The 26,403-nt window shown below is 67.3% G+C and carries 25 protein-coding genes and 1 tRNA gene; 5 read left to right on the top strand and 21 right to left on the bottom strand.

The window, feature by feature from the left end; translation table 11 throughout:
- Positions 1–11: 11 nt before the first annotated feature.
- The 9 genes from AC1RMY_RS23330 to AC1RMY_RS23290 all read right to left on the bottom strand — a co-directional run bounded on the left by AC1RMY_RS23330 (position 12) and on the right by AC1RMY_RS23290 (position 8,257).
- Complete coding sequence (locus AC1RMY_RS23330) at positions 12–737, bottom strand: ABC transporter ATP-binding protein (protein WP_492868642.1); 726 nt, start codon at positions 735–737, stop codon at positions 12–14.
- Positions 730–1,482 carry an ABC transporter ATP-binding protein gene (locus AC1RMY_RS23325; RefSeq protein ID WP_492868640.1) on the bottom strand — a complete coding sequence of 251 codons (753 nt, stop codon included), beginning with the start codon at positions 1,480–1,482 and terminating at the stop codon, positions 730–732. Before AC1RMY_RS23325 ends, AC1RMY_RS23330 begins: the two co-directional genes overlap by 8 nt.
- Positions 1,479–2,486, bottom strand: a complete 1,008-nt coding sequence (locus tag AC1RMY_RS23320; protein ID WP_492868639.1) for a branched-chain amino acid ABC transporter permease — start codon at positions 2,484–2,486, stop codon at positions 1,479–1,481. Before AC1RMY_RS23320 ends, AC1RMY_RS23325 begins: the two co-directional genes overlap by 4 nt.
- Positions 2,483–3,340 (bottom strand): branched-chain amino acid ABC transporter permease, encoded by an 858-nt coding sequence (locus AC1RMY_RS23315; protein WP_492868637.1) that lies wholly within the window; start codon positions 3,338–3,340, stop codon positions 2,483–2,485. Before AC1RMY_RS23315 ends, AC1RMY_RS23320 begins: the two co-directional genes overlap by 4 nt.
- A gap of 40 nt (positions 3,341–3,380) precedes the next feature.
- The gene (locus tag AC1RMY_RS23310; protein ID WP_492868635.1) at positions 3,381–4,556 is read right to left on the bottom strand and encodes an ABC transporter substrate-binding protein; all 1,176 of its coding nucleotides are present in this window, start codon (positions 4,554–4,556) and stop codon (positions 3,381–3,383) included.
- Between the two features lie 56 nt (positions 4,557–4,612).
- Positions 4,613–5,302 carry a 4-carboxy-4-hydroxy-2-oxoadipate aldolase/oxaloacetate decarboxylase gene (locus AC1RMY_RS23305; protein ID WP_492868633.1) on the bottom strand — a complete coding sequence of 230 codons (690 nt, stop codon included), beginning with the start codon at positions 5,300–5,302 and terminating at the stop codon, positions 4,613–4,615.
- Positions 5,299–6,024, bottom strand: coding sequence for a PIG-L deacetylase family protein (locus AC1RMY_RS23300; protein WP_492868631.1), 726 nt, complete (start codon positions 6,022–6,024; stop codon positions 5,299–5,301). Before AC1RMY_RS23300 ends, AC1RMY_RS23305 begins: the two co-directional genes overlap by 4 nt.
- A 27-nt stretch (positions 6,025–6,051) precedes the next feature.
- Positions 6,052–7,158 (bottom strand): 4-oxalomesaconate tautomerase, encoded by a 1,107-nt coding sequence (locus AC1RMY_RS23295; RefSeq protein ID WP_492868629.1) that lies wholly within the window; start codon positions 7,156–7,158, stop codon positions 6,052–6,054.
- Between the two features lie 193 nt (positions 7,159–7,351).
- Positions 7,352–8,257 carry a LysR family transcriptional regulator gene (locus tag AC1RMY_RS23290; RefSeq protein ID WP_492868627.1) on the bottom strand — a complete coding sequence of 302 codons (906 nt, stop codon included), beginning with the start codon at positions 8,255–8,257 and terminating at the stop codon, positions 7,352–7,354.
- A 391-nt stretch (positions 8,258–8,648) separates the two neighbouring features.
- Here AC1RMY_RS23290 and AC1RMY_RS23285 point away from each other — a divergent pair, with 391 nt between their 5' ends.
- Positions 8,649–9,551: an NAD(P)-dependent oxidoreductase gene (locus AC1RMY_RS23285; RefSeq protein WP_492868625.1), complete on the top strand. Its 903-nt coding sequence runs from the start codon at positions 8,649–8,651 to the stop codon at positions 9,549–9,551.
- A gap of 188 nt (positions 9,552–9,739) precedes the next feature.
- Here the strand turns inward: AC1RMY_RS23285 and AC1RMY_RS23280 are convergent.
- Both AC1RMY_RS23280 and AC1RMY_RS23275 read right to left on the bottom strand, forming a co-directional pair.
- Positions 9,740–9,814 (bottom strand) — tRNA-Gly (locus tag AC1RMY_RS23280).
- Between the two features lie 118 nt (positions 9,815–9,932).
- Positions 9,933–11,021, bottom strand: coding sequence for a 2'-deoxycytidine 5'-triphosphate deaminase (locus AC1RMY_RS23275; RefSeq protein WP_492868623.1), 1,089 nt, complete (start codon positions 11,019–11,021; stop codon positions 9,933–9,935).
- 259 nt (positions 11,022–11,280) lie between these two features.
- Here AC1RMY_RS23275 and apaG point away from each other — a divergent pair, with 259 nt between their 5' ends.
- Together apaG and argE are read left to right on the top strand one after the other, a co-directional pair.
- Entirely contained in the window at positions 11,281–11,673 is a 393-nt protein-coding gene (gene apaG, locus AC1RMY_RS23270; protein ID WP_492868621.1) for a Co2+/Mg2+ efflux protein ApaG, read from the top strand.
- Complete coding sequence (gene argE, locus AC1RMY_RS23265; RefSeq protein ID WP_492868619.1) at positions 11,670–12,845, top strand: acetylornithine deacetylase; 1,176 nt, start codon at positions 11,670–11,672, stop codon at positions 12,843–12,845. The genes apaG and argE overlap by 4 nt, the downstream gene beginning before the upstream one ends.
- A 22-nt stretch (positions 12,846–12,867) precedes the next feature.
- Here the strand turns inward: argE and AC1RMY_RS23260 are convergent, their stop codons facing one another.
- Genes AC1RMY_RS23260 through AC1RMY_RS23245 form a run of 4 tightly spaced genes read right to left on the bottom strand, consistent with a single transcriptional unit; the run spans position 12,868 to position 16,808 of the window.
- A complete protein-coding gene (locus AC1RMY_RS23260) occupies positions 12,868–13,587 on the bottom strand; it encodes an HAD family hydrolase (RefSeq protein ID WP_492868617.1) in 720 nt (239 codons plus the stop codon).
- Between the two features lie 28 nt (positions 13,588–13,615).
- Entirely contained in the window at positions 13,616–14,623 is a 1,008-nt protein-coding gene (locus AC1RMY_RS23255; RefSeq protein ID WP_492868615.1) for an Hsp33 family molecular chaperone, read from the bottom strand.
- Complete coding sequence (gene argF, locus AC1RMY_RS23250; protein ID WP_492868613.1) at positions 14,623–15,543, bottom strand: ornithine carbamoyltransferase; 921 nt, start codon at positions 15,541–15,543, stop codon at positions 14,623–14,625. Before argF ends, AC1RMY_RS23255 begins: the two co-directional genes overlap by 1 nt.
- Positions 15,544–15,587: 44 nt before the next feature.
- Positions 15,588–16,808 carry an aspartate aminotransferase family protein gene (locus AC1RMY_RS23245; RefSeq protein WP_492868611.1) on the bottom strand — a complete coding sequence of 407 codons (1,221 nt, stop codon included), beginning with the start codon at positions 16,806–16,808 and terminating at the stop codon, positions 15,588–15,590.
- 571 nt (positions 16,809–17,379) lie between these two features.
- On the opposite strand from AC1RMY_RS23245, the gene AC1RMY_RS23240 reads away from it, so the two are divergent.
- Positions 17,380–17,943, top strand: coding sequence for a GcrA family cell cycle regulator (locus tag AC1RMY_RS23240; protein ID WP_492868731.1), 564 nt, complete (start codon positions 17,380–17,382; stop codon positions 17,941–17,943).
- 70 nt (positions 17,944–18,013) lie between these two features.
- Here the strand turns inward: AC1RMY_RS23240 and AC1RMY_RS23235 are convergent, their stop codons facing one another.
- From AC1RMY_RS23235 to AC1RMY_RS23215, 5 genes are all read right to left on the bottom strand, one after another.
- Positions 18,014–19,042: an amino acid ABC transporter permease gene (locus AC1RMY_RS23235; RefSeq protein WP_492868609.1), complete on the bottom strand. Its 1,029-nt coding sequence runs from the start codon at positions 19,040–19,042 to the stop codon at positions 18,014–18,016.
- 17 nt (positions 19,043–19,059) lie between these two features.
- Positions 19,060–20,223 (bottom strand): amino acid ABC transporter permease, encoded by a 1,164-nt coding sequence (locus AC1RMY_RS23230; protein ID WP_492868607.1) that lies wholly within the window; start codon positions 20,221–20,223, stop codon positions 19,060–19,062.
- 167 nt (positions 20,224–20,390) lie between these two features.
- Complete coding sequence (locus AC1RMY_RS23225) at positions 20,391–21,422, bottom strand: amino acid ABC transporter substrate-binding protein (protein ID WP_492868605.1); 1,032 nt, start codon at positions 21,420–21,422, stop codon at positions 20,391–20,393.
- Positions 21,423–21,520: 98 nt separating this feature from the next.
- Positions 21,521–22,564, bottom strand: a complete 1,044-nt coding sequence (locus AC1RMY_RS23220; protein WP_492868603.1) for a GMP reductase — start codon at positions 22,562–22,564, stop codon at positions 21,521–21,523.
- Between the two features lie 104 nt (positions 22,565–22,668).
- Positions 22,669–23,742 (bottom strand): DMT family transporter, encoded by a 1,074-nt coding sequence (locus tag AC1RMY_RS23215; RefSeq protein WP_492868601.1) that lies wholly within the window; start codon positions 23,740–23,742, stop codon positions 22,669–22,671.
- Positions 23,743–24,096: 354 nt separating this feature from the next.
- Here AC1RMY_RS23215 and AC1RMY_RS23210 point away from each other — a divergent pair, with 354 nt between their 5' ends.
- Entirely contained in the window at positions 24,097–25,215 is a 1,119-nt protein-coding gene (locus AC1RMY_RS23210) for an AbrB family transcriptional regulator (RefSeq protein ID WP_492868600.1), read from the top strand.
- Positions 25,216–25,224: 9 nt separating this feature from the next.
- Here the strand turns inward: AC1RMY_RS23210 and AC1RMY_RS23205 are convergent, their stop codons facing one another.
- Positions 25,225–26,397 (bottom strand): glycosyltransferase, encoded by a 1,173-nt coding sequence (locus AC1RMY_RS23205; protein ID WP_492868598.1) that lies wholly within the window; start codon positions 26,395–26,397, stop codon positions 25,225–25,227.
- Positions 26,398–26,403 lie beyond the last annotated feature (6 nt).

Raw genomic sequence — 26,403 nt, 5'->3', positions numbered from 1 at the left:
TTTTCTGGTTTTCAGGCTGCGGCGGCGAGGCCGAGGTGATGTTCGAGCCGTTGCGGTTTGGCCAGCAGCGTCTCACTGCGCTCGGCCAGCACCACGCGGCCGCGTTCGAGCACGATGGCGTCATCCGTCAGTTCGAGGATCTTGCGGGCATGCTGCTCGATGACGATGGCCGAAAGCCCCTCGTCGCGGAACAGCGCCTTTAGCGCCTTCAGCAGTTCCTCGACGATGATCGGGGCCAGCCCCTCGGTCGGCTCGTCGAGCAGCAGGAGTTTCGGATTGAGCATCAGCGCCCGGCCGATCGCCAGCATCTGTTGCTCGCCGCCCGAAAGCTGGTTGCCGAGGTTGCCCTTGCGCTCGGCCAGGCGCGGAAACATGCCGAAGACGCGGGCGGCGTCCCAGGGGCCGGGCCGCGCCACCGCCGTCAAATTCTCAAGCACCGTGAGCGACTTGAAGATATTGCGCTCCTGCGGCACCCAGCCGATGCCGGCATGAGCCCGCTGCTCCGGCGAGACCACGGTGAGATCGCGCCCCCCCAGCACGATGCGCCCGCCGCGGCGACGTGTGACGCCGATGATGCTGTTGACCAGCGTCGTCTTACCGACGCCGTTGCGGCCGAGCAAAGCGAGCGAGCGCCCCTCCGCCAGGGACAGGTCGATATCGAACAACACCTGCGCCTCGCCATAGCCGGCGCTCAGCTTCTCGATCGTCAGCAGATCGGTCTTGCTTGCTTCAGACATGGGCGGCCTCACCGAGATAGGCCGAGCGGACCGCCGGGTCGCGCGCCATCTCCTCCGGCGCGCCCTCGGCCAGCACGCGGCCGTTGACCAGCACGGTGATCCGCGTCGCGAAGCGGAAGACGAGGTCCATGTCGTGCTCGATCAGCAGCACGGAGACATCCTCCGGCAGCGAAGCGACCATGTCCATCAGTTCGCGGCGTTCGGCCTCCGGCACGCCGGCCGCTGGCTCGTCGAGCAGCAGCACGGATGGCTTCGCCGCGAAGGCGGCTGCGATCTCGATCTGGCGCTGCTTGCCATAGGGCAGGGTCGCGATCGTCCGGTCCATGATGTCGTCGAGCCGGAAACGCGCGAGGATCTCGGCCGTCTGCGCGACCAGTTCCGCGTCGCGATCAAGCGCAGCGAAGGGGTGGGCGCCTCGGCCGAGCCGTTCGGAGGTGACGAGCGCGATCATCTCCAGCGGCGTCATCGTCGCAAAGAGCTGGTTGATCTGGAAGGTGCGAGCCAGCCCGCGCTTGACCCGCGCCTCGCGAGCCATCCCGGTGATGTCCTCGCCCATCAGCTCTATGCGGCCCGAACTGGGCTTGAGCACGCCGGTCAGCTGGTTGACGAAGGTCGTCTTGCCGGCGCCGTTCGGCCCGATCAGGGCGTGGCGGGCGCCGCGCTCAAGCGTGAAGTCGACATGGTCCGTCGCGACGATGCCGCCGAAGCGCTTGGACAGTTCGAAGGTCTGGAGCGCCACGCTCATCGCGCCGCCCCCTTGCCGAAGCGGGCGAAGCGCCCGGCCACAGCCTTGACGCCGCCATGAATCAGCTCGCGCCCGCCGAGGACGAAGAGGACGAGGAAGAGCCCGATCCAGAACATCCAGTATTGCGGCGTGAGCGTCGCGATCGCGTCCTGCAGCAGCTTGAAGGCGATGGCGCCGATCAGCCCGCCATAGAGATAGCCGGCGCCACCGATGATCAGCACCAGCATCAGATCGGCAGAGCGGTGAAAGTCGAGCACGTCGAGCGAGACGAACTGCGTGGTCTGGGCGAGCAGCGCGCCGGCCGCGCCCGCATAGGCAGCGGCGAGCGTGTAGGCGGCTGCCAGACGCCGGCCGTTCGGAACGCCGGAAGCCGAAGCGCGCAGCGAGTTGTCGCGGATGGCCCGCAGCGACAATCCGAAGGGCGAGTTCGTCACCCGCCTTGCGATCAGGAACAGCAGGAACAGCACGCTGAGCGAATAGAGATAAGCCGTGCGGCCGAAGATATCGAAGTCGAACAGGCCGAGAACCGGCGCCATCATGATGCCTTGCAGCCCGTCCGCGCCGCCGGTCAGCGAGCCGAAGGAGTTGGCCAGCTCATAGAGGATCAGCGCGACGCCGAGCGTGACCATGAGCCGGGTGAGATCGCTGCCGCGCAGTACGAGCGGGCTGGTGACGAGGCCGAGCAACCCGGCCGCCGCCATGCCCATGCCGAGCCCCGCGAACGGATCGGCGGTGACGTGCTTGGCGAGCAGCCCGGCGGCATAGGCGCCCATGCCGAGGAAGGCGGCGTGTCCCAGCGAGACGATGCCGGCATAGCCGAGGATCAGGTCGAGCGAGAGGGCAAAGAGCGCGAGGATCGCGATCTCGTTGAGCAGAAGCATATGGCGCGGAAACAGCAGGAACGCCGCGAATGCCGCGAGCCAGAAGACGATCTCGGCCGGGTGGGTGCGACGCGACGCGAAAAGCGCCTGCCGCACCTGACTTTCGAAGCTCTCGGCCCTCATGCCCGCGCCCTCGCGAAGAGCCCGTTCGGGCGGGTGATCAGGAGGACGACCATCAGCGCGTAGATGATGAAAGCGCCGATCTCAGGCACGAGGTACTTGCCGACCACGTCGGCGACGCCGAGCAGCATGGCGGCGAAGAAGGGGCCGGTGATGCTGGAGGTGCCGCCGACCGTCACGACGATGAGGAAGTAGATCATGAATTTCAGCGGGAAGGTCGGGTCGAGGCCCATGAGTTCGATGCCGAGCGCGCCGCCGAGCCCGGCCAGTCCCGAGCCCAGCGCGAAGGTGAGCGCGAAGAGCCGGTTGACCGGGATGCCGAGGCCGCGCGCCACCCGCGCGTCGTCGACCGCCGCCCGGAGCCGGCTGCCGAAGCGGGTGCGGGTGAAGCCCCATTGCAGGCAGACCGCGAGCAGCCCGCAGATCGCAATGACGAAGAGCCGGTAGCGCCCGATGCCGATGCCGGCGAGTTCGAAGCGGCCCTGCAGCCAGGCCGGCAGGCGGATGAACTGCTGGGTCGAGCCCATCAGCCAGTCGGTGCCGGCCACCGCCATGAAGACCAGCCCGATCGAGAACATCACCTGATCGAGATGGCTCTTGGCGTACATCGGCCGGTAGATCAGCCGCTCCAGCACGATCCCGACCAGCGCTGCCGAAAGGAAGGCCAGCGGCAGGCTTGCCAGGAAGGGCAGGCCGAGCCGCTGCATCGCCGCCACGGCGACATAGCCGCCGAGCATCGCAAAGGCGCCGTGGGCGAGGTTGACGAAGTTCATCAACCCCATCGTCACCGAGAGCCCGCAGCCGAGGACGAAGAGCACCATCCCATAGGCGATGCCGTCGAACAGGATGGTCAGCATGTGCTTCGTTCCGGTCGGTGGCCGCTTTCTGGCCGCCGCCTCACTTGCGGGCCTTCACCGGATCCTTGACGTTCGGAATCGTCGCGAACTCGATGTTGTAGAGAGCCGAACCGACCTTCTCGGTCTTGCGGACATAGATGTTCTGGACGATGTCGCGCGTGTCGGGATCGATGCTGACCGGCCCGCGCGGGCTTTCCCAGGAAGCGCCCTTCATCGCCGCGATCAGCTTCTCGCCGCTGGCATCGCCCTTGGTCGCCTCGAGCGCCTTGGCGATGAGGCGCATGCCGTCATAGCCGCCGACCGCCATGAAGTTCGGCCGCATGCCCGGATTGGCCTTCTGGAAGGCTTCAACGAAGGTCTTGTTCTGCGGGCTGTCGTGACGGGCGGAGTAGTGATGCGTGGTGATGGCGCCGAGCGCGACGTCGCCGATGCCGTCGAGGATGTCGTCATCAACCACGTCGCCGGGGCCGATCAGCTTGACGCCGGCCTTGTCGAGGCCGCGCTCGACGAACTGCTTCATGAACTGCGCCCCGACGCCCGAGGGCACGAAGACGAAGAGAGCATCCGGCTTGGCTTCGGAGACGCGCTGGAGGAAGGGCGCGAAATCGGGATTGCGCAGCGGCACGCGCACGCTCTCGACCGTGCCGCCGGCCGCCTTGAACTTGTTGGCGAAGGAGGTCTCGGCGTCGATGCCCGGCCCGTAGTCGGTGACGACCGTAAAGACCTTCTTGACGCCGTTCGCCCAGGCCCAGTCGGCCATCGGCTCGGAGGCCTGCGGCAGGGTGAAGGAGGTGCGCGCGATAAAGGGCGAGGCCTCGGTGATCGTGGCGGTCGCCGCCGCCATCACCACCTGCGGCACCTTCGCCTGCGTCGCGATCGGCGCCGTCGCCATCGCCAGAGGCGTCAGGCCGAAGCCGGCGAGCACCGCGACCTTGTCGTTGACGACGAGCTCCTGGGCGAGGCGGCGGGTCGCATCGGCGTTGCCGGCATCGTCCTTGAGGATGACTTCGAGCTTGCGTCCGCCATGGACCGCGCCCTCCTGCGCCAGGAACAGTTTCACGGCCGCGTCGATCTGCCGGCCGGTCGAGGCGAAGGGCCCCGTCATCGGCAGGATCAGCCCGACCTTCACCGCCTCTTGCGCCAGCGCCGCGCCGCCGGCCGTGGCCGCCAGCGTGAGGCCGAGAATTCCACCCAGAACCGTCCTGCGATGCGTCATGTCGTTGTTCCTCCCGAGAACCTTGATCCGATCCCCTTGGCGGGGCTTTGCTTTGGTTATTCGTCTTCGTCGTCGCGATAGACGAGGCCCGCTTTGGCGAGGCCTTCGCGCATAGCGTACATATCCAGCCCAAGTTCGCCAGAGGCGAGACGCCTGCGCTTGTCCTCCTCGTTCGCCTCGCGCTTGAGCGCGGCGGCGGCCACGGCTGCGGCTTCGAGGCGGGGCACGACCACGACACCGTCGTCATCGGCGACGATCACGTCGCCGGGATGGACGAGCGCCCCGGCGCAGACGACCGGCACGTTCACGCTCCCCAGAGTCGCCTTGACCGTGCCCTTGGCCGAGATCGCGCGCGACCAGACCGGAAAGCCCACCTGCGTGAGCACGCGCACGTCGCGCACGCCGGCGTCGATGACGAGGCCGATGCCGCCGCGCGCCTTGAGCGAGGTGGCGAGGAGATCGCCGAACATGCCGTCGGTGTTGTCCGTGGTGCAGGCGACGACGAGGATGTCGCCGGGCTTCACCTGCTCGATCGCAACATGGATCATCCAGTTGTCGCCGGGCTGGGCGAGCACGGTGACGGCGCTGCCTGCGATCTGCGCGCCCGCATAGATCGGCCGCATATAGGGCTTCAACAGTCCGGTGCGGCCCATTGCCTCGTGACTCGTCGAGACGCCGACCTCGGCCAGGGTCGCGATGTCGGATTGCGCTGCGCGCTTGCGTGTGCGGATGACGACGGGGTTCATGCCAGCACCTCCAGCGCTTCCGGGAAGAGCCGCTGATAGGCTTCGCCATAGGTCATGGCCTTGCCGGAGTTGCGGCCACCCTGCATGCCACGGTTCAACCCGACGCGGGTGTAGTACTCCCAGAGATGCTTCTGGGCGGCGAGGACCTCGAAAGCCCGGCGCTTCTGATCCCAGACCTCGTCGATGTTGAGGATCACGTTCGGCTTGAAGTTGCACTGCTCGGGCTGGTGCGGCTCGAACAGGAACAGCGGCGGCGCGGCATAGGCGCGTTCCGGATCGGGCTTGTGGCCGGCGGCCTGGGCGATGATGCGCGCCTCCTGGGCGAAGCGCGTCGCCTCGGGATGGTCGACATTGTAGGGATCTTCGAGCGCATGGGTCAGCACGAAGCTGGGGCTCAGCTCGTGGAAGATGTCGATGGCGCGATCGAGCATGGCCTCGGTCGTGCGCAGCGGATAGTCGCCGGCATTCATGAATTCGATCTCGGCGCCGAGCACCGCTGCGGCGCGCTCCGCCTCATCCCGCCGCTGGGCCTTGACGTCCTCCATGCGAACGCCCGCCTTCTTCCAGGCGAACTGGCTCTCCCCGCGCTCGCCATAGGACAGGCACAGGATCTTCACGCGGAAGCCGCGCCTGGCATGGAGCGCTATGGCGCCGCCGGCCCGCCAGACGAAATCGCCCGGATGGGCCGTGATCACCAGAGCTGTCTTCGGCAGGCTCGGCATGGGCTCAAGATCCTCTCTCGCTGAAACTCATTGCGCGGCGCGAAGCTGGCCAGCGGCGAGCACGCGGGCCGGCACGAAGGCCTGCCCGTCCATCAGGATGCGGGCGGTGCGCAGCAGTCCGGCGCGCTCGACGACCGGGCGCTCGGCCGTGCCGCCCATCGTCAGGGCGACGGTGAACTCGCCGGTCGGATGCTCGACCGAGATCGTGCGTTCGCGGCCTTCAGGCATGGCGACGACGGAGGCCGCCGGCGAACCGGGCAGCGCGGCCGCGGTCGCGACCGTGACGGCGGCGAAGACGCCGATCGAGGCATGGCATTCATGCGGGATGAAGCTGCGCGTCGCGAGCGCGCCACCAGCCATGGGCGGCGCGACAAGCGCGATCTTGGGCACGACCTTGGCCGTAACGTCGCCAAGATTCATCAACGGCCCGGCCGCAAGGCGGATGCGCTCGATCCGGGCCTTGAGTTCGGTGTCCTTGTCGAGCACCTCGCGCGGCTCGTAGCCGGTGCGGCCGACATCGGCGGCGCGCAGCACGATGACCGGCATGCCGTTGTCGATCAGCGTGCAGGCGATGCCATCGACCATGTCCACAGCGTTGCCGGTCGGCAGCAGCGCGCCGCAGACCGAGCCCTCGGTGCCCACGAAGCTGATCGCGATCGGCGCGGAGGTTCCCGGCACGCCGTCGATGCGGGCCTCGCCATCGACGGCGGCCTGCCCGTCCCCGGTCTCCATGACGAGATCGGCGACCGTGCCGGTGTTGAGCGTCCGCACCCGCACGATCGTGCAGGGGCCGGACGCCGCGACGAGGCCGCGCGCCAGAGCGAAGGGGCCGATACCGGCGAGGATATTGCCGCAGTTCGGCGTCGTATCGACCGTTCCCGTCTCGATGCCGACCTGTGCGAACAGGAAGTCGATATCGCAACCCGGCTCGGTCGAGCGGGAGACGATAGCGACCTTGCTGGTCAGCGGATGCGCGCCGCCCAGCCCGTCGATCTGGCGCTTGTCGGGCGAACCCATCACCGCGAGCAGGAAGGCGTCGCGCGCGGCCGGATCGGCCGGCAGGTCGTCCCTGAGGAAGTAGGCTCCCTTGGAGGTGCCGCCCCGGATCAGCATGCAACGAATGGCGGTCTGCATCGGTCGTCAGCCTCCCGCCGACTTGCGTCTGCTCATCATCGTAACGTCCCTTCTGCGACTCGCCGAGCAAGCGAAACGCCTCCCGCACCCCGTGGCGAGGAACGCGTCGCCATTGGTGGGGACGATGGCGATGAATGATTGTGTAATCAAATGAGCATATTGCAGCGATTGATGAGAATCGTGCAGGATTGGATCAGGCTTCGAGATCCTGCCCCTTGAGCGAGCGGATCACGAGATCGAGCATTTCGCGGGCCGCCGGCCGCAGCGGCAACCCCTTGCGGGTGATGATGCCGATGGTGCGTGAAACCGTCGGCGAGCGCAGCGGAATCGCCACGAGATCGTTGGCCGAGATGAGATCGAGCGCGAGCTGCGGCACGATGGTGCAGGCGATTCCCGCGCGCACAAAGCTGACGGCGGTGATGACGCGCTGGACCTCGTAACGCCAGTTCAGCATCTCGCGCCGCGAGCCGAGCGCATCGTCGATCAGGATGCGGTTGCCGGTCTCGGCGCTGATGCGCACGAGCGGCAGGTCCTGCAACTGCGACCAGGTCAGCGATGTCGCTGCCGCCAGCGGCCATTCGCGCGGGCAGACGAGCACGAAGCTCTCCTTCACCACGGGCTGGAGTTCGAGATCCCAGCGGTTGGCGGAGACGATGGTGACCCCGAACTCGGCCTCGCCGGACTGCACCTTGTCGGCGATTTCGGAGGCGGAGTTGTCATGGATCTTCACCTGGACGCCGGGATGGCGGCGGACGAATTCGGAGATCACCGCCGGCATGCAGCGGATCGCGATGGTAGGCAGGCAGCCGACCACGACACGCTCATTGGCGTCGCTCGCGCCGATGCGTAACTCCTCCAGCGCGCTGCCGAGATCGTCGAAGGTCCGCTTGGCGCGCGGCAAGAGCGCGACGCCGGCCGGCGTCAGCGAAACCTTGCGCGTCGTCCGCAGCAGGAGCGGCGTCGCCAGCGCCTCCTCGAGCTTGCGGATGCGGTGGCTCAGCGCGGTCTGCGAGAGGTTGAGATGCGAGGCGGCGGCGTGGAAGCTGCCGCGTTCGGCGATGCTCACGAAGGCCTGCAAGCCGAGGACGTCGATTCTCATGATGCTTCCCCACAGCGGCCGCGACTAACCCGCCGGTATCGCCTTCGGCGACACGACGAGGCAGGAAGTTACCGCCTCACATCAGACGCAAGGACTGGCTTCCGCAACCGTGACCTTGGCCGACGCGTCCTTTGCGGACGACAGGACCCTCGCGCTTCCCTCGTCGGTCGGCCTATGCTCGGGTGCTCCGGAAGGTTGTCGGCAAGATGGGCTCCCTCATGAGATCGAGAATCGATGCACGAGATGATCTGTCACGAGCCGATCGCGATGCCGGCCCGGATCAACGCCTTGGGACTGGTGCTCCCACAGGGCTGTGCCCGCTCCGACTGCGACAGGCCTGCCAGATTCTCTAAACGAGTCCAGGCGATGGAAGCCCAGCAAGGAGACGCTTATGGACATGCAGACAGGCGGGCGGAGCAATCCGCCGAGGCTGTGCTTCATCGGCTTCGGCGAGGCCGGGCAGGCCTTCGCCGGCGGCTTTCTCAAAGCCGGCATCACAGAGATTTCGGCCTTCGACATCGCGCCCGATCCGGTGCGGGTCGCCGGGCCCGCCCGGAAGCTGGGCGTCAGGCTCGCCGCCGACCTGCCTTCGGCGCTGTCGGGGGCCGATGTCGTGTTCTGCGCGGTCACGGCCGCCTCCAGCCTCGATGCGGCACGCGCCGCGGCGCCCCATCTGGCGCCCGGACAGATCTTCGTCGACGTCAACTCGGTCTCGCCCGGCCGCAAGCACGAGGCCGCGGCCGCGCTCGGCTCGAACGGGCGCTATCTCGATCTCGCGATCATGGCGCCGGTCCATCCGCGCGGCCACGCCACCCCCTGCCTGGCCGCCGGCGACCAGGCCGCGGCCTTCATCGAAATGTTCGCGCCCTTCGGCATGGCGCTCAAGCAGGCCGGTCCCGAGATCGGCTCGGCGACGATCATCAAGATGGTCCGCAGCGTGATGGTGAAGGGCCTGGAGGCGCTGAGCTATGAATGCTTCATGGCGGCGCGCGCCGCCGGCGTCGATGCGGTGATCCTCGACTCGCTCAAGGGCAGCTATCCCGGGCTCGATTGGCCGAAGCTCGTTCCCTACAATGTCAGCCGGATGCTGCAGCACGGCACCCGGCGCGCCGCCGAGATGCGCGAGGTCGCGGCCACGCTGCGGGAACTCGGCATCGACCCGGCCGTAACCGAGGGCACGGTGACCCAGCAGGAACGCCTCGGCGCGCTCGGCTTGGCCGGCGACCCCGAGGACGGGCTTATGCTGCTCGATCTCATCGCGGATGCGCTGGCGGAAACGGCTCGCGCGAGCTGATTGTCGCCAAGGTTATGCATCGGGCGCCGGACGCGATGAAATCCCGCGTCAAATTCCGGTCCGGAAGGCAGCAACGAGAGCGGGTGTCGATCGCGCGCTACCGACCGGACCTGCCGCCTCTGGAACGCGGCCAGCGGGGAGCGAGCAACGGCAGGCCGTCGTGACAAGCTGAGCTGCAAGGGCGTGTTTGGAGCGGGCGATCGGGATCGAACCGACGACATTCAGCTTGGGAAGCTGACGTTCTACCACTGAACTACGCCCGCATGCGTCCGGTGCCGCATAACGCGCGTGGCCGAAGCAGGCCGTTCATAGCGGGTCGTGCGGCGGGTGTCATCCGGGAATCGCGCGGCGGGAGAGAGATCCGGCGCGCAGAAGCCCGGCTCAATCGTGGAAGTGCTTGGAGAGCTTGAGCGCCTGGCCCTGGTAGTTCGACTTCAGCCCGGCGCCATAGAGCGAGGCGGGGCGATCGGCCATCGCCTCATAGACCAGCCTGCCGACGATTTGGCCGTCCTCGATGATGAAGGGCACATCGCGCGAGCGGACTTCGAGCACGGCGCGCGCGCCTTGCCCGCCGGCCGCGCTATGGCCGAAGCCCGGATCGAAGAAACCCGCGTAATGCACGCGGAACTCGCCGACCAGCGCGTCGAACGGCGTCATCTCGGCGGCAAAGTCCGGCGGGACATGGACCGCTTCCTTCGAGGCGAGGATGTAGAACTGGCCGGGATCAAGGATCATCGCACGCGAGCCATCGGCCGGGATCGGCTCCCAGAATTCGGAGGCGCGGTAGGCGCCGACCCGGTCGACATCGATCAGGGCGGTGTGATGCTTGCCGCGATAGCCGATCAGCCCGTCGAAGCCCGAGAGATCGACGCTGACCGCCACTCCACCCTGGAATGACGGCTCGGCCGCGCTGACGACCGTCTCGCGCAGATGCAACTCGCCAAGCGCGCGATCGTCGAGCTTCGTCTCGCCCGCCCGGAAGCGGATCTGCGAGAGGCGCGAGCCTGAGCGCACCAGGACCGGAAAGGTGCGCGGCGAGATCTCGATGAAGAGCGGGCCCTCATAGCCGTCCTCGACGAGGTCGAACTCGCGGGCGCGGTCGGTGATGACGCGGGTGAAGACGTCCAGCCGTCCGGTCGAGCTCTTCGGATTGGCGGCCGCGCGCAGGCCTGCCGGCAGCGCGAGACCCTCCATCAGCTCCGCGACATAGACGCAGTCGGTCTCCAGAACCGCGCCCTTGGTGAGGTCGATCTCGTGCAGCGCAAGCTGGTCGAGACGCTGGCGGACCGTGCGCTCCGGGCCGGGCAGGAAGCTGGCGCGGACGCGATAGGCTCGTTGGCCCAGGCGCAGATCGAGGCTCGCGGGCTGGACCTGTCCCTCGGCCGGCGGATGGGCGAGCCTGATCGCGCCGCCTTCGATGAAGGCGCGAATGCGGCTGTCTGGCTGGATACCGGGCTTGAAGGGCAGCATGCGATGTCCGCGAAAACAATCGGCTACAGCTAGCGAAGCACGTAGCAAAGGCCAAGCATCGGGCAGGCCGCGGGCACGGCCGACCGGGGGTTGTCCACGCGAGAATCGCGGACACCGGCAGAGCTGCCCTCGCCCTCCTGGTCTTGCGCTTGCCGATGACGCATCGTCATTGTCTGAAAACCGCATTCCCCTTTTCGGGCCGACGATCTAACAAGGCAGCGGGATCGGGGGCAGGCGCATCAGGATTGGGGCCATCGCGATGTATCAAGCGGAGACGCATGGCGTGCGCGTGACCGCGGTGCCGAGCTTCATGGAAGGCGAGTCCTCGCCTGCGCAGGGTCGCTATTTCTGGGCCTATACGATCGAGATTCTCAACCGCTCGGCGCATACGGTCCAGCTCATGAGCCGGCACTGGTTCATCACCGACGGGCATGGCGAGGTCCATGAGGTGCGCGGCGACGGCGTCGTCGGCCAGCAGCCGGTGCTGCGCCCCGGCGAAAGCTACAGCTATACCTCGGGCTGCCCGCTGATGACGCCGGACGGCTCGATGCGCGGCTTCTACGCCATGCTCGGCGAGGACGGCACGATCTTCGATGTCGAGGTTCCTTTGTTTCCGCTCGATTCCCCTTATGTGAAGAAGGTCCTGCATTGACTGCCAATTCGTCGACCGGGCAGCGCTACGCGCCGCTCGACATGCTCGCCAGGCTCGTTGCCTTCGACACCGTGAGCCACAAATCCAACCTGCCGCTGATCGCCTTCGTCGAGGACTATCTCGCGGGCTGGGGCGTCTCCTCGGTACGTATCCCCAACGCATCAGGCGAGAAGGCCGCGCTCTTCGCGACGATCGGCCCGCAGGATCGCGGCGGCGTGCTGCTGTCGGGCCATACCGATGTCGTGCCGGTCGAGGGTCAGGCCTGGAGCCGCGACCCGTTCACTCTGCATGTCGCGGACGGCAAGGCCTATGGCCGCGGCGCGGTCGACATGAAGGGCTTCATCGCGCTGGCACTGGCGCTGGTGCCGGATTTTCTGGCGGCCGATCTCAAGACGCCGATTCATCTGTTCTTCTCCTATGACGAGGAGGTCACCTGCCTCGGCGTCGTCGACGGCATCGCCCGGATGGGTAAGGACCTGCCCAGGCCACGCGCCGTCATCGTCGGCGAGCCGACCTCGCTCGAACTGGCCGACGCACATAAGGGCATCCGCACCTTCTTCACGACGATTACCGGCGTTCCCGCGCATTCCTCGAAGCCTCATCTCGGCGCCAGCGCCGTGCATGGCGGTATCCGGCTCTCGGCCGGCCTCGTCGCCTTCGCCGACGAGCGCGAGGCGAACCCGGACGGCAGCGGCCGCTTCGACCCGCCCTATGACACGGTGCATGTGGGCAAGTTCCATGGCGGCATCGCCCGCAACATCCTGGCCGACCGCTGCGACCTGTCCTGGGAAGTGAGGACGCTGCCAGGCTCCGATCCGGAGGACGTGCCGGCCCGCTTCGCCGCGCTGTCGCAGGAGGTGCTGGCTCGGATGCAGAAGACCGCGCCTTCGGCCACGATCGAGACGGTGATGAGCTCGGATGTTCCGGGCCTCGCGCCCGATCCGGGTTCGGAGGCCGAGACGCTGGTGATGCGTCTCGCCGGCCGCAACCGCACCATCGCGGTCGCCTATGCGACCGAGGCCGGCCATTTCCAGCGGGCTGGACTGCCGACCATCGTCTGCGGGCCGGGCTCGATCGACCAGGCGCATCAGCCCGACGAATACATCACGCTGGAGCAATTCGCCGCCGGCGAGGCCTTCATGCGCAAGCTGCTGGCGGAATGCCGGGGCTGAGACCGATGCTGACGGCGGCGTCCTAGGGCGCCGCTGTTTCCGCCTCGATCAGCCGCACCAATTCGTCGAGCGCCGACAGGCGTGCGATGCGCCGGTAGCGCGGCCGGCCGACCGGCTCCTCGGCATGCTCCAGCGCCCAGGTCAGCTCATGCGGGATGTGGACGGCCCATGAACCCGCTTGCAGCGCCGGCAGGATGTCGGATTTGAGCGAATTGCCGACCATCATCGCCCGCTCCGGCCCGTCGCCATGCCGCGCGAAGACGCGACGATACGTCTCCGCCGTCTTGTCGCTGACGATCTCGACGCCGCGGAACAGGTCGCCGAGGCCGGACTGCGCCAGCTTGCGCTCCTGATCGAAAAGGTCGCCCTTGGTGATCACGACGAGCCGGTAGCTCTGCGCGAGTTGCTCGAGGGTCTCACGCGCATCCGGCAGGGTCTCGACCGGGTGCGCGACCATCTCGCGGCCGGCGGCGAGAATCTCGGCGATCACCGCGGCCTTGACCTCGCCCTTGGTGATCTCGATCGCGGTCTCGATCATCGAGAGCACGAAGCCCTTGATGCCGAAGCCGTAGAAGGCGAGGTTGCGGCGCTCCGCCTCAAGCAGCCGGCCGGAAATCTCGGCCGTTTCGCCATGGGCGCCGAGCAGGGCGACGAAGCGCTCCTCCGTCAGGCGGAAGAACTGCTCGTTCTGCCAGAGCGTATCGTCGGCGTCGAAGCCGATGGTCGTGATCTGGCGTGCCATCGAACCCTCATCGGCCAGCCGGCGCTCGTCAGGCCCCGGCCGACAAGCCCATCTCGACCTCGGTCGCCGCGAAAACATAGCGCCGCGAGCAGAACTCGCAGGTGATCGCGAGCGTGCCGTCATCGGCCACCATCGCCTGCCGGTCATCGGCGGAGAAGCCGCGCAGCATCCCGAGAACACGCTCGCGCGAGCAACGGCAATCCTCGTGGACGAGAACCGGATCGAAGACACGCGCGCCGCGCTCGTGGAACAGCCTGTAGAGCAGCCGCTCGCTTTCCAGCAGCGGATCGAGCAGTTCGTGATCCTCGACCGTCTCGACCAGCGAGCGCGCCTCGGCCCAGGCATCGTCGCTGACGCCGTCCGGATCCGTGCTGGTCAGGATCTCATGTCCCTCCGGCGCGTCGCCGGGATGAATATCGGCAGCGCGAAGGCGATCGACCGAATGCGGCATGAACTGCACCAGCAGCCCGCCGGCGCGCCATTGCCGGCCCCCGCCGGTGACGATCGAGCCGACGCCGAGGCGAATGCGGCTCGGAATCTGCTCGGACTGCCGGAAATACTGATGCGCTGCCTCCTCGAGGCTCTGGCGGGTCAGCGCCACGACGCCCTGGTAGCGCGTCGTCGCCGAGCCCTGGTCCACCGTCATCGCGAGGTGGCCCTCGCCGAGCAGCTCGCCCGTGCTGGTGCGCCCCTCCGCGACAGCCTCCGCCAGCGCGGCCTCGTCGAAATGGGCGACCGCGCGATAGACGTCGGGCGCGTTGAAATCGACGACCATCATCGAGATCGGCCCGTCGCTCTTGGTCTGGAGCTGGAAACGGCCCTCGAATTTCAGGGCAGTGCCGAGCAGGACCGTCAGCGCCGCAGCCTCGCCGAGCACGCGCGAAACGGCCTCCGGATAGGCATGACGGGCGAGGATGGTGTCGATCGAAGCTCCGAGCCGGACGACGCGACCGCGCACGTCGAGATCGGGCACGGTGAACGGCACCACCCGATCATCGAGCGCCAGACTCGACGCACCGTTTTCCAGGTCGGCCATCAGGCCGCGACCCCGCCGAAGCACCAGGCCAGGATGCCCTTCTGCGCGTGCAGACGGTTCTCGGCCTCATCGAAGACCGCCGATTGCGGTCCGTCCATCACGGCGTCGGTGACCTCCTCGCCACGGCTGGCAGGCAAGCAATGCATAAAGATCGCGTCCTTCTCGGCGTGGCCGAGCAGGCGCTCATCGACCTGATAGGGCCGCAGCAGGTTGTGGCGCGTGCCTTCCTCGTCGCCCATCGAGACCCAACAATCGGTGATGACGCAATCGGCACCCTCGACCGCGGCCTCGGGCCGGGTGGTCAGCGAGAGCTTCGCGCCCTGCTTCCTGGCCCAGTCAAGCAGCGCCGGCGGCGGGGCCAGCTCCTCGGGCGTCGCGATGGAAAGCTCGAAATCGAGCCGGCCGGCAGCATGAACCCAGGAGGTCAGGACGTTGTTGGTGTCGCCGGTCCAGGCAATGCGCTTGCCCTTGATCGGCCCCTTGCGCTCCTCGAAGGTCATGACGTCGGCCATGACCTGACAGGGATGCTGGCGCTTGGTCAGCCCGTTGATCACCGGCACCGTGGCGTACTTCGCCATTTCGACCACGGAATCATGGTCGAGCATGCGGATCATGATCGCATCGACATAACGCGAGAGCACACGGGCGGTGTCGGCGATGGTCTCGCGCTCACCGAGTTCGATTTCCTGGCCGGTCACCATCATCGGCGAGCCGCCGAGCTCGCGAATACCGACATCGAAGGAGACGCGGGTGCGCAACGAGGGCTGCTCGAAGATCATGGCGATGACCTTGCCTTCGAGTAGGCGATCGGCGGCGGCTTCGGGCGTGCGGCGCCGCGACTTGATCTCCTCGCCGGCGCGCAGGATGGCGCGGAGCTCGGTGGTGGAGAAGTCGGAGAGATCGAGGAAATGGCGCGTCACGGGCGCGTCCTTCACTTGCCTGGGGTCAACTGGCCTGGATCGAACTACTCTGCGGCGGGCCGCTTCAGCGTCGCCTCGATGGCGCCGGCGGCACGATCGAGGCGCGAGACCGCGTCGGCCACTTCCGTCTCGCCGATGATCAGCGGCGGCAGCAGCCGCACGACGTTGTCGCCGGCAGCGACGACGAGCAGACCCGCGGCGCGGGCCTCGGAGACGAAATCCGTGTTCGGCGTATGCAGCTTGAGGCCGAGCATCAGCCCTTCGCCGCGGATTTCGGCGATCACCTCGGGATGCTTGTCCTTGAGCTCGGCCAGCGACTGCTTGAGGCGCAGCGAGGTCTGCGCGACATGATCGAGAAAACCGGGCGCGAGGATCACGTCCAATACGGCATTGCCGACGGCCATGGCGAGCGGGTTGCCGCCAAAGGTGGTTCCGTGCGTGCCCAGCGTCATGCCCGATGCCGCCTCTTCGGTGGCAAGGCAGACACCCATCGGGAAGCCGCCGCCGATGCCCTTGGCGACCGACATGATGTCGGGCGCCACGCCCGAAAGCTCATAAGCAAAGAACTTGCCGGTGCGGCCGACGCCGGTCTGGATCTCGTCGAAGATCAGCATCAGGCCATGCTCATCGCAGAGCTCGCGCAGCCGCCGCAGGAAGCGCGCCGTGGCCGGGCGCAAGCCGCCCTCGCCCTGGATCGGCTCGACCATCAGCGCAGCCGTCTCCGGCCCGATCGCGGCCTTCAGCGCGGCCTCGTCGTCGAAAGGCACCTGGTCGAAGCCATCGACCTTGGGGCCGAAGCCGTCGATGTATTTCTGCTGCCCGCCGGCGGCGATTGTCGCCAGCGTGCGACCATGGAAGGCGCCTTCGAAGGTGATGATCCGGTAGCGCTCGGGATGGCCCTTCGCGGCGTGGTACTTGCGCGCCATCTTGATGGCGCACTCATTCGCCTCGGCGCCCGAATTGGTGAAGAAGGCGCGCTCGGCGAAGGTCGCTTCGCAGAGCCGGCGCGCCAGCTTCTCGCCGTCCGGCATCGTGTAGAGGTTAGAGGTGTGCCAGATCTTGCCGGCCTGCGCGGTCAGAGCCTCGACCAGATGCGGGTGGGCGTGGCCGAGCGAATTGACCGCAATGCCGGCGCCGAAGTCGAGATAGCGCGTTCCGTCGGCCGTGATCGCCCAGGGGCCTTCGCCGCGCTCGAAGGCGACGGGGGCACGGGCATAGGTCGGCAGCAGGACGGACTGGGAAGCGGAAACGGGGGCAGAGGCCATGGGATGCGATCCTCGCGACGGGCGATTGAGAGAACGGATTGGCGCTGAACTGAAAACGGTGGTCCGGGCTGGCCGACGGCAGGCTCTTAGCTGCGCAGCCGATTGCGACCCGGCGACGACGTTATCGTCGCAGCCAGCTTCCAACTTCTCGTCGCGCCGTCATCCGCATCATGGAAGGCCCTGATCCGCAAACATAAGCGCCGCCCGGAAGGGCGGCGGAGATAATAGAAGCAACTATGCAAAAGGGAGTCGCCCCTGTCAAATCCGCGCTGCGCCGCAGCCGGAGCCTGTGCCGCAAGGGCAGTGTTGCCGAAAGGATTCGCCTGACGGGCGATTGACGAAACGGCTGGGGAAAAGGCGATTTCCGATTCGGCGACTCTTGTGGCCGAGTCATCGCATCTTGTATGGTCGCCTTCGTCAGATACGACATCTCGTGCGGCGACCCCTATACCGTCAGTTTCGGCTGTAACGGCTTCCGTTTAGCGACGGGCGCCGCCGGTATCGGATTCCGCCATGATCCGCCCCTAGGACGGTTCCGTCAGGAGCCGGCCGGAGAAGACAGGTGAGCCCGATGAACGAAGCCGGAGCATGGACAGAAGAGCGCGTCGAGCTTCTGAAGAAGCTCTGGAGCGACGGTCTCAGCGCCAGCCAGATCGCGGCCGAACTCGGCAGCGTGACGCGCAACGCCGTGATCGGAAAGGTGCATCGCCTCGGACTGTCGGGCCGCGCCAAGAATCCGACTGCCGCCAGCACGCCACGGACGGCCGCGCCCCGCAAGGCGCCCACCCGCTCCCCGAGCCATCCGATGAGCGGCAGCCAGGGTGGAAATCATGGCGGCATGACGCGCGGTGCCAATGCGCTCGCGCCGCAATACGCTCCGGAAGCGGACGCCGAGGCCGAGCAGGCGCCGCTCCCGTCCGAAGATGTCGTGATCCCGTTCTCCGAGCGCGTCACCATCATGGACCTGCGCGAATATATGTGCCGCTGGCCGATGGGCGATCCGACGACCCCAGAATTCCGCTTCTGCGGCGGGCGCTCCCTGACCGGCATGCCCTATTGCAGCTACCACGCCCGCATCGCCTACCAGCCCGCCGCCGACCGCCGCCGCGACCGCAGTAAGGTGGCGCGCAACTGAGACAAAGAGCCCGACCGATGATGAGAAAGCCGGCCGCGAGGCCGGCTTTTTCGTTGGTGGCAGCCTACGCTCAACGATGCTGGCGCCGGCCGAGTGTCTCCAGATGCCGACTCCAGCGCGACAGCGCGAAACAGATCAGCCAGTAGATCGAGCCCGAGAAGGCATAGGCCTCCATGCTCATGCCGACCCAGGCCGGGTCCGCCAGAGAGGCCTGGGCGATACCGAGCAGGTCGAGGATTGAAACGACGAGAACGAGCGTGGTGTTCTTCACCAGCGCGATGAACTCGTTCGTCATGGCCGGCAGGGAGATGCGCAGCGCCTGCGGCAGGATGATGAGCCCGGTCGCCTTCCAGTAGGTCAGCCCGAGCGCGGTCGCGGCTTCGCGCTGGCCGGACGGCAGGGCCTGGAGGCCGCCGCGCACGGCTTCCGCCATATAGGCGGCGATGACGAGGCCGAGCCCGATGACGGCGCGCGCCAGCCGGTCGATGCCGATGCCGCCGGGCAGGATCAGCGGCAGCAGCAGCGAAGCCAGGAAGATCACCGCGATGATCGGCACGCCGCGCCAGAACTCGATGAAGAGCACGCTGATCAGCCGGATCACCTTGAGTTCGGACTGGCGGCCGAGCGCCAGCAGGATCCCGAGCGGGATCGCGATCAGGCTGGCATAGACCGAAATGAACAGGGTGAGCATCAGCCCGCCCCATTCGCGCGTCTCGACATAGCGCAGGCCGAAGCCGCCCGAGAGCAGCCAGATTCCGAGCGGCGGCAAAACGATCAGCGCCGCGATCGCCGCCCTCAGTCGTAGGCGCTGCGGCGCGAAGACGACGGCCGCGATGCCCAGCACGAACAGAATGCCGGCGAGATCGGCACGCCAGCGCTGGTCGGGCGGATAGAGCCCGTACATGAACTGGCCAAAGCGGGCCTTGACGAAGACCCAGCAGGCGCCGCCGGCGGCGCAGTCGGCGCGGGTCGAGCCGCTCCAGCTCGCGTCGATCAGGGCCCAGCGGATGACCGGGATGGCGATCCAGGCCAGCAAGAGCCCGAGCAGGACGGTGACGACGCCTGTCGCAGGTGTGCCGAACAGGCGATTGCGCCACATGGGGAGGGTAGCCGCGCTCATCGGGTCACCAGCGCGATCCTGGCGTTGTACCAGTTCATGAAGGCGGACACGGCGAGGCCGATCACGAGATAGACGGCGAGCGTCATGGCGATGATCTCGATCGCCTGGCCGGTGTTGTTCAGGGCCGAGCCCATGAACAGGCTGACCACGTCGGGATAGGCGATGGCCGCGCCGAAGGAGGAGTTCTTCAGCACGTTGAGATATTGGTTGGTCAGCGGCGGAATCATCACGCGCAGCGCCTGTGGGATGGTGACGAGACGCAGTATCCGTCCGGGGCGCAGGCCGAGCGCGGAGGCCGCCTCGATCTGGCCATGCGGCACGGCCTGGATGCCGCCGCGCACGATCTCGGCGATGAAGCCGGCGGTGTAGGTGACGAGCGCCGCGAGCAGCGCGACGAATTCGGGGATGACGACGAAGCCGCCGCGATAGTTGAAGCCGCGCAGGACGGGGATGTCCCAGCGGGTCGCTAGGCTCGCCCAGGTCACCGCCAGCACCGGCACGAGGACGATCAGGACGAGGCCGATCGCCAGCATCGGTGCATCCTGGCCGGTCCGGTCCTTGCGGCGGCGGGCCCAGAGCGAGACCAGCCAATGCGCCAGCCATGAAAGCAGAATCGCGGCGAGCGCCCAGCGGAAATTCGCAGGCGCATCCGGCAGCGGGATGGTCAGGCCGCGATTGTTGAGGAAGGCGACGCCGAAGACGCTGACGCTGTCGCGCGGCGCCGGCAGGGCGGCGATGACGCCGAAATACCAGAACAGCACGAAGAACAGCAGCGGGATGTTGCGGACGAACTCGATATAGGCGCCCGCGACGGTCGAGAGCAGCCAGTGCGACGACAATCTGGCGATGCCGACGACGAAGCCGAGCGCGGTCGCGAGCACGATCGCCACGACGGTGACCAGCATGGTGTTGGCGACGCCGGTCCAGAACAGGTCGAGGATGGTGCTGGCTCGGGTGTAGTCGGTCAGCACGAAGGGCACGTCGATGCCGGAATTGCGCCAGAGGAAGTCGAAGCCGGAGGCGATGCCGGCCTTGACCATGTTCTCCGAAGCGTTGCGCACGAAGAAGATGGTCAGGCCGACGAGCGCGACCACCAGCCCGATCTGGTAGATCCAGTCGCGGACACGCTTGTCGTTGAGGAGGGAGATGATGTTCAGCAAAGGCCTTGTTCCTGCGGAACCGCTTCGCCGTCATCCCGGGCGGAGCAAAGCGGAGATCCGGGATCCATGCCGGAACGGTTCAGGCATGGATCCCGGATCGGCGCCGCTGACGCGGCTTGTCCGGGATAACGGCGCGGTTCCGCGTTCAGACGGAAACCGCCCCGCTCTTACTGGAAGGGTGGGGTGAAGAGCAGGCCGCCTTTGGTCCAGAGCTGGTTCTGGCCGCGCTCGAGCTTCAGCCCCGAACCCATGCCGACGGTGCGCTCGAAGCTCTCGCCATAGTTCCCGACCTGCTTGATGACGTTGTACATCCAGTCGTTCGAGAGCCCCATCAGGGCGCCGAAATTGCCCTCGGCGCCGAGCAGGCGGCGGACTTCCGAGTTCTTGGAGGTCGCCTTCATCTGGTCGACATTGGCGGAGGTCACGCCCAGCATCTCGGCCGCGATCGTGCCGTTCAGGACCCAGCGCACGATCAGCTGCCAGCGCTCGTCGCCCCAGCGGGTGACGGGACCCTGCGGATCGTTCGAGATCGGCTGCGTCAGGATGACGTGGTCACCGGGCACCTTGAGCTTGGCGCGCTGGCCGGCGAGCGCGCCGACGCCGGCGGTGTAGGCGTCGCAGCGGCCGGCGTCATAGGCGGCGATGGCGTCGTCGTTCTTCTGGAAGTTGGTGATGGTGACCTTGAGGTTTCGCTCGGCGAACCAGTCGGAGGCGTTCTTCTCCTCGGTCGAGCCGGCGGCGACGCAGACCGAGGCGCCGTCGAGATCGGCCGCCGTCTTGGCGTTGGTCGCCTTGCGGACGATGAAGGTCTGGCCCTCGTAGAAGTTGATGCCCTGGAAGTTCAGGCCGAGCGAGGCGTTGCGCGAGAAGGTGATGGTCGAGTTGCGCGACAGCAGGTCGACCTGGCCCGACTGCAGGATCGGCCAGCGCTGCTGCACCGAAGTGGGCGTGAACTTGACCTTCTTGGCATCGCCGAGCACAGCGGCCGCGAGCGCCTTGCAGTAATCGACGTCGAGGCCGGACCATTCGCCCTTGTCGTCGGCGAAGGAAAAGCCCGGCAGGCCGAGATGCACGCCGCATTCGATATGGCCGCGCGCCTTGATCGCATCCAGCGTCGGGCTCGGGGCCAGTTGCTGGGCGCTCGCCAGAGAGGCGCTCGCGGCCAGGATGGCGGTCGCCGCCAGCAGTTTCATCGTCATGATCTTTGGTCTCCCCGAAGCCGTCACCGGCTTTCTGCATTAAGGCGCGGACTATGCAACAGACAGCCGGTGAGCGGTAGCGGGGACAGGTGCGCTTTTCAGCTTCCGAACACGGTGTTGAGCTGGCTGCCGACCATGATGAAGGTGGTGCGCTTGGCCATCTCCTTGAGCCGGACGGCGCCGATATAGGTCATGGCCGAGCGCACGCCGCCCATCAGCTCCTGCATCGTGCCCTCGACCGGGCCGCGATAGGGCACCTCGACGGTCTTGCCCTCGGAAGCGCGGTACTTCGCGACGCCGCCGGAATAACGCTTCATCGCCGTGTCCGAGGACATGCCGTAAAAGGTCATGCTGACGGGGATCTTCTCGCCGTCACGCTCCTCGTAGCGGATGTCGCCCTCGCATTCGTCGTGCCCTGCGAGCATGCCGCCGAGCATCATGAAGTCGGCACCGGCGCCGTAGCCCTTGGCGAGGTCGCCCGGCACGGTGACGCCGCCATCGCCGCAGACGAGGCCCTTGAGTCCATGGGCTGCATCGGCACATTCGATGATGGCCGAGAGCTGCGGATAGCCGACGCCGGTCATCTTGCGGGTGGTGCAGACCGAGCCCGGCCCAATACCGACCTTGACGATGTCGGCGCCGGCCAGGATCAGCGCCTCGGTCATGTCGCCGGTGACGACATTGCCGGCCATGATCGTGGCGTCGGGATACTCGGCCCGGGTCGCCTTGACCGTGTCGACGAACTTCTCGGTGTAGCCATTGGCGACGTCGAGGCAGATCTTCGTGATCGGCGCTTCCGCATGGACCCGGGCCAGCTTGTCGTGGTCGGCTTGCGTCGTGCCGAGCGAATAGAAGGCGTTGGCGGAGTCCGGCTCGCGGAAGAAGGCGACGAGTTCATCGGCGCCGTAGTGCTTGTGCAGCGCCACCATGGCGCCATGGCGGAGCAGGGCGCGCGCCATCGCCATCGTGCCGACGACGTCCATATTGGCCGCGATCAGCGGAAAGCCGGTCCAGTCGCGGCCGGTATGGGCGAAGCGGAAGGAACGGTGGACGTCGACCTCGGCACGGCTGCCCAGCGTCGAGCGCTTGGGCCGGATCAGGACATCGCGGAAATCGAGCTTGGGGTCGTTCTCGATGCGCATGATTTCGGACCTTCGCGGCTGGCTTCAGGCACGCGGTGGCCAAGCGGCGGCAAGGAATGCGTGCGCCGATTCATAACCGCAGCGGGGCGGGCTGGGCAATCGGCTCAGGCCGAAGACGGCTCGCGCGGGAAGGGGCGGGCGTTCTTGCGGATGGTGTAGAGCGTCGCGCCGATGACGATCGCAGCCCCGATCCAGGTCGTCAGCGCCGGTATCTCGGCGAAGAAGACGAAGCCGGTCAGGCTCGCCAGGATCAGACGGCTGAAATCGAGCGGCGCCAGCGCGGCCGCCTCGCCGACCTGATAGGCGCGGGTGATCAGCCATTGGCCGGCGGTGCCGAACAGGCTGAGCACGATCAGCCAGAACCATTGCCCGGCATTGGGCGGGACCCACCAGAGCCAGGCCGGGAGGGCTAGCGCCGCGATCAGCACGATGCCCTGCCAGATCAGGATCGTGTCGGTGCGCTCGGTCGCGGCCAGCATCCGCACGCTGACGGTGATGCCGGCGTTGAACACCGCGCCGGCGACCGCCAGCAGCGCATAGGCGTCGAGCCCGTCGGTGGTCGGCCGGAGCATGACGAGGACGCCGATGAAGCCGATGACGGTCGCGGCCCAGCGCCTGGCATCGACCTCCTCCTTGAGAATGATGACGGCGGCGACGGTGACGAACAGGACCTGGCTGAAACCGATGGCCGTGGCCTCGGCGAGCGGGATCCGGATCACCGCGGTGAAGCCGCAGAGCATCGCGATCAGCGTGATTGCGCCGCGAATGACCTGCAGCCCCGGCCGCCTGGTCCGCAGCATCAGGCGCAGGGCGCCGCCTGCGAAGGCGACGATGATCACGCTCATGATGACCTGGCGGATCAGCAGGATCTGGACCAGCGGAATGGCGCCGCCGACATGCTTGATGGCGCCGACCATCACCGCATAGACCAGCATCGCGGAAAACATGTAGACCGAGCCGCGCAGATTGGGGCTCGCGCTCGCCCACCAGGCGCGAAGGCCCCGGCGACCGGCGGCGCCCTCGGACTTGCCCGTCGGGATCGCTGACGACGATTCCAAGCGGTTGAAGGCTCCAGCCTCGTCGTCGGGTTCCGGGATGCGCGGCAGCGCCTCCGCTTCGGCGACTCCATCCGCGTCGGCCGGACGGCCCTGCCGCCCGGTCTGCCGTTCTTCGCTCATCGACCTCGACCATCGGACGAAGGCTTCGACGCCCGGCCCGTTTCCATCCCTGTCCGGAATTGATCAATGAATCCGGACGCCTTCACCAGAGACAGCCGGACATGGCGGGGTTGTGTGGGCCGGGTCGCAGCATCGGGAGAGCGCTCCGACCGCCACGACGGGAAGGCAGGCGAGCCATGCCGAAGCGGGACTTTGCGGAGCCTTCCATGCGGTCTAGGAGACCGCGACGGCTTCCGCCCAAGGCCGAGCAAACCGAGTTGATGACGGCATGACGATCCCGCTTCCCCGCCCCGTGCGCACAGGCCCTGCGTGCCGCGCCGACGTGCCGGGCCATCACGGGGTGGCGATCGGCTGATGCGGGAGCTTCTGTCCGATTTCGTCGAGGGCGTACGGGGGCTGGGGCCGGCACGCTTCCCTTATGCGCGCTTCGCCCTGGCGCTGCTGCTCGGCGGCGCGGGCGGCTGGTTCTTCGTCCAGGCCAGGCTGCCGCTGCCCTGGATGCTGGGTTCAATGGTCATTTGCACGATCGCGGCGCTGCTGCGCTGGCCCGTCGCGGCCCCGCCGGTCATCAGACCCCCCATGACGATGGTGATCGGCGTCATGCTGGGCGCCGGCTTCAAGCCCGATGTCGTCGCGCAATTGCCGAACTGGCTGCCGACACTCATCGGCCTCGTGCTGTTCATGCTCGCCTGCGCCGTCGCCTGCGTCGGCTATTTCCGGACGGTCGCCGGTTTCGACCCGGTCACGGCCTTCTTCGCCGGCATGCCGGGCGGCCTGCTTGAAATGGTCACGCTCGGCGAGGAGAAGGGCGGCGATGCGCGCATCATCGCGCTGATCCATTCCGCCCGCATCCTGCTGGTGGTGATGACCCTGCCCTTCCTCGTGCAGTGGATCGGCGGCGTGCCGGTCGGCGGCAACCGCGTCGCCGGGCCCTCGCTGATGCAGACGCCGCTCTCGGCCGAGCTGATCCTGCTCGCCTGCGGCGTCGCCGGGATCGTCCTCGGCCATTTTCTGCGGCTGCCGGCAAAATTCCTGCTCGGGCCGATGCTGGTCAGCGCCGTCATCCATGTCTCCGGCCTGAGTGATTCGGTGCCGCCTTTCGAGATCGTCAACGCAGCCCAGCTCATCCTCGGCATCACCATCGGCTGCCGTTTCGTCGGCACGGCGCCACGCAGTATCCTACGCGTGCTGGCGCTTTCGGTCGGCTCGACCGTGATCCTGCTCTCGCTGACGCTCGGCTTCGCCTGGCTCGTCGCGAAGGTCTCGGTCCATGGCCAAGTGCCGCTGATCCTGGCCTATTCGCCGGGTGGACTCGCCGAAATGAGCCTGATCGCACTTGCGCTGCATACCGAGGTCGCCTTCGTGGCGGCACACCACATCATTCGTGTCTTCCTGGTGATGATCACGGCTGGTCCGTTCTTCGGCCTGCTGATCGGCCGCCGCAAGGCGATCGATACCAAACAGGACGAGTGACGCCGGGAGCTATTTCCGCGCGGCCGCCAGCCCCCGCTCCAGCCCGTCCGCGAGAGCTTTGCGCTGCTGCGCCATGAAAGCCGCGCCATCGACGCGCTGGCGGTCGCCGGCGCGGATGGCTGTGATCCGCGCGACCAACGCCTTGGCAAAGGCCTCGGGCGTATCAGCGCGCGTGACATTGTCCGGCATGGTGGTGAAGCCGCGACAGGAGAGCGTCGTCGCCACTGCCGGCAGACCGAGCTCAAGTGCCTCGACCGTCTTGAGCTGCACACCCGTTCCGGCCCGACTCGAGAGCGCGACGAGGCGGCAGGAGCGCAGGAACGCGTCCGCAGCCGGGACGCGCCCAAGCAGCGTGACCCCGGGCGGCGCCGGCTGCATGCCCGCTGGAAGCCGCCCGGCAACGGCGACCGTCAGATCCGCCGGCAGCAGCGGGCAGACCTCGCGCAGGAACCAGTCCAGGCCGATGAAATTGGGCGCCCAGCTCCAGGTGCCGATCAAGCCGACGTCATAGGCAGGCTCGGGCTCGACCGCAGCAGGAGGGGGCACCGCCCGCTTGCTCGATACCAGCGGCAGGACGGCGGATTTCGCGGCCAGAGACGGTCCGAGCGTCGCGCGATCCTCCTCGGCAAGAGTCCAGACGAAGCGCGTCTCCTGCCAGAGCCGCCGCTCGATCCGCTCCAGGAGGCGCGCTTCACGCATGAACAGCCCCTGCATGAGGGGATTGCGGGCATGAAGCGCGTTCTGGCGCGCCGAGGTATGCTCGATATTGTGCTCGACCAGAACACAAGGGCCGAGCTTCAGCAGTTCCGGGAAGGCGCCGGGCAGCATGACGGAGTTCAGCACGATGGCGTCGAAGGGGCCTTTCGACCTGACGGCCTCGACAAGGCGGCCCTCGCCCGCCAGCCGCAGCTTTGCGCAGGCTACCGGCAGGCCGTCGCGCAACGCCGCGGCAATCCAGCGCAGCCTGCGGCTTGGCGTCACGACGGCGTTCTCGATGTCGGCTTCGGCGATCACGACGGCCTGGTCAGGATCGTCCGGCGTCTCGCCCGGGCGCGTGAAGCCGAAGGCCGTGACGTCATGGCCGGCGGCGCGCAAAGCATCGAGGATCGCGGCATTGGCGATCTCGAAGCCGGTATCGGGACGGGCCACGGGAATCAGCGCGGTGAGGAAGGCTAGACGCAAACGGGC

The sequence above is a fragment of the Allobosea sp. GW822-FHT03F07 genome, assembly GCF_058801345.1.
This window is presented reverse-complemented; position numbering and strand designations above follow the sequence as displayed.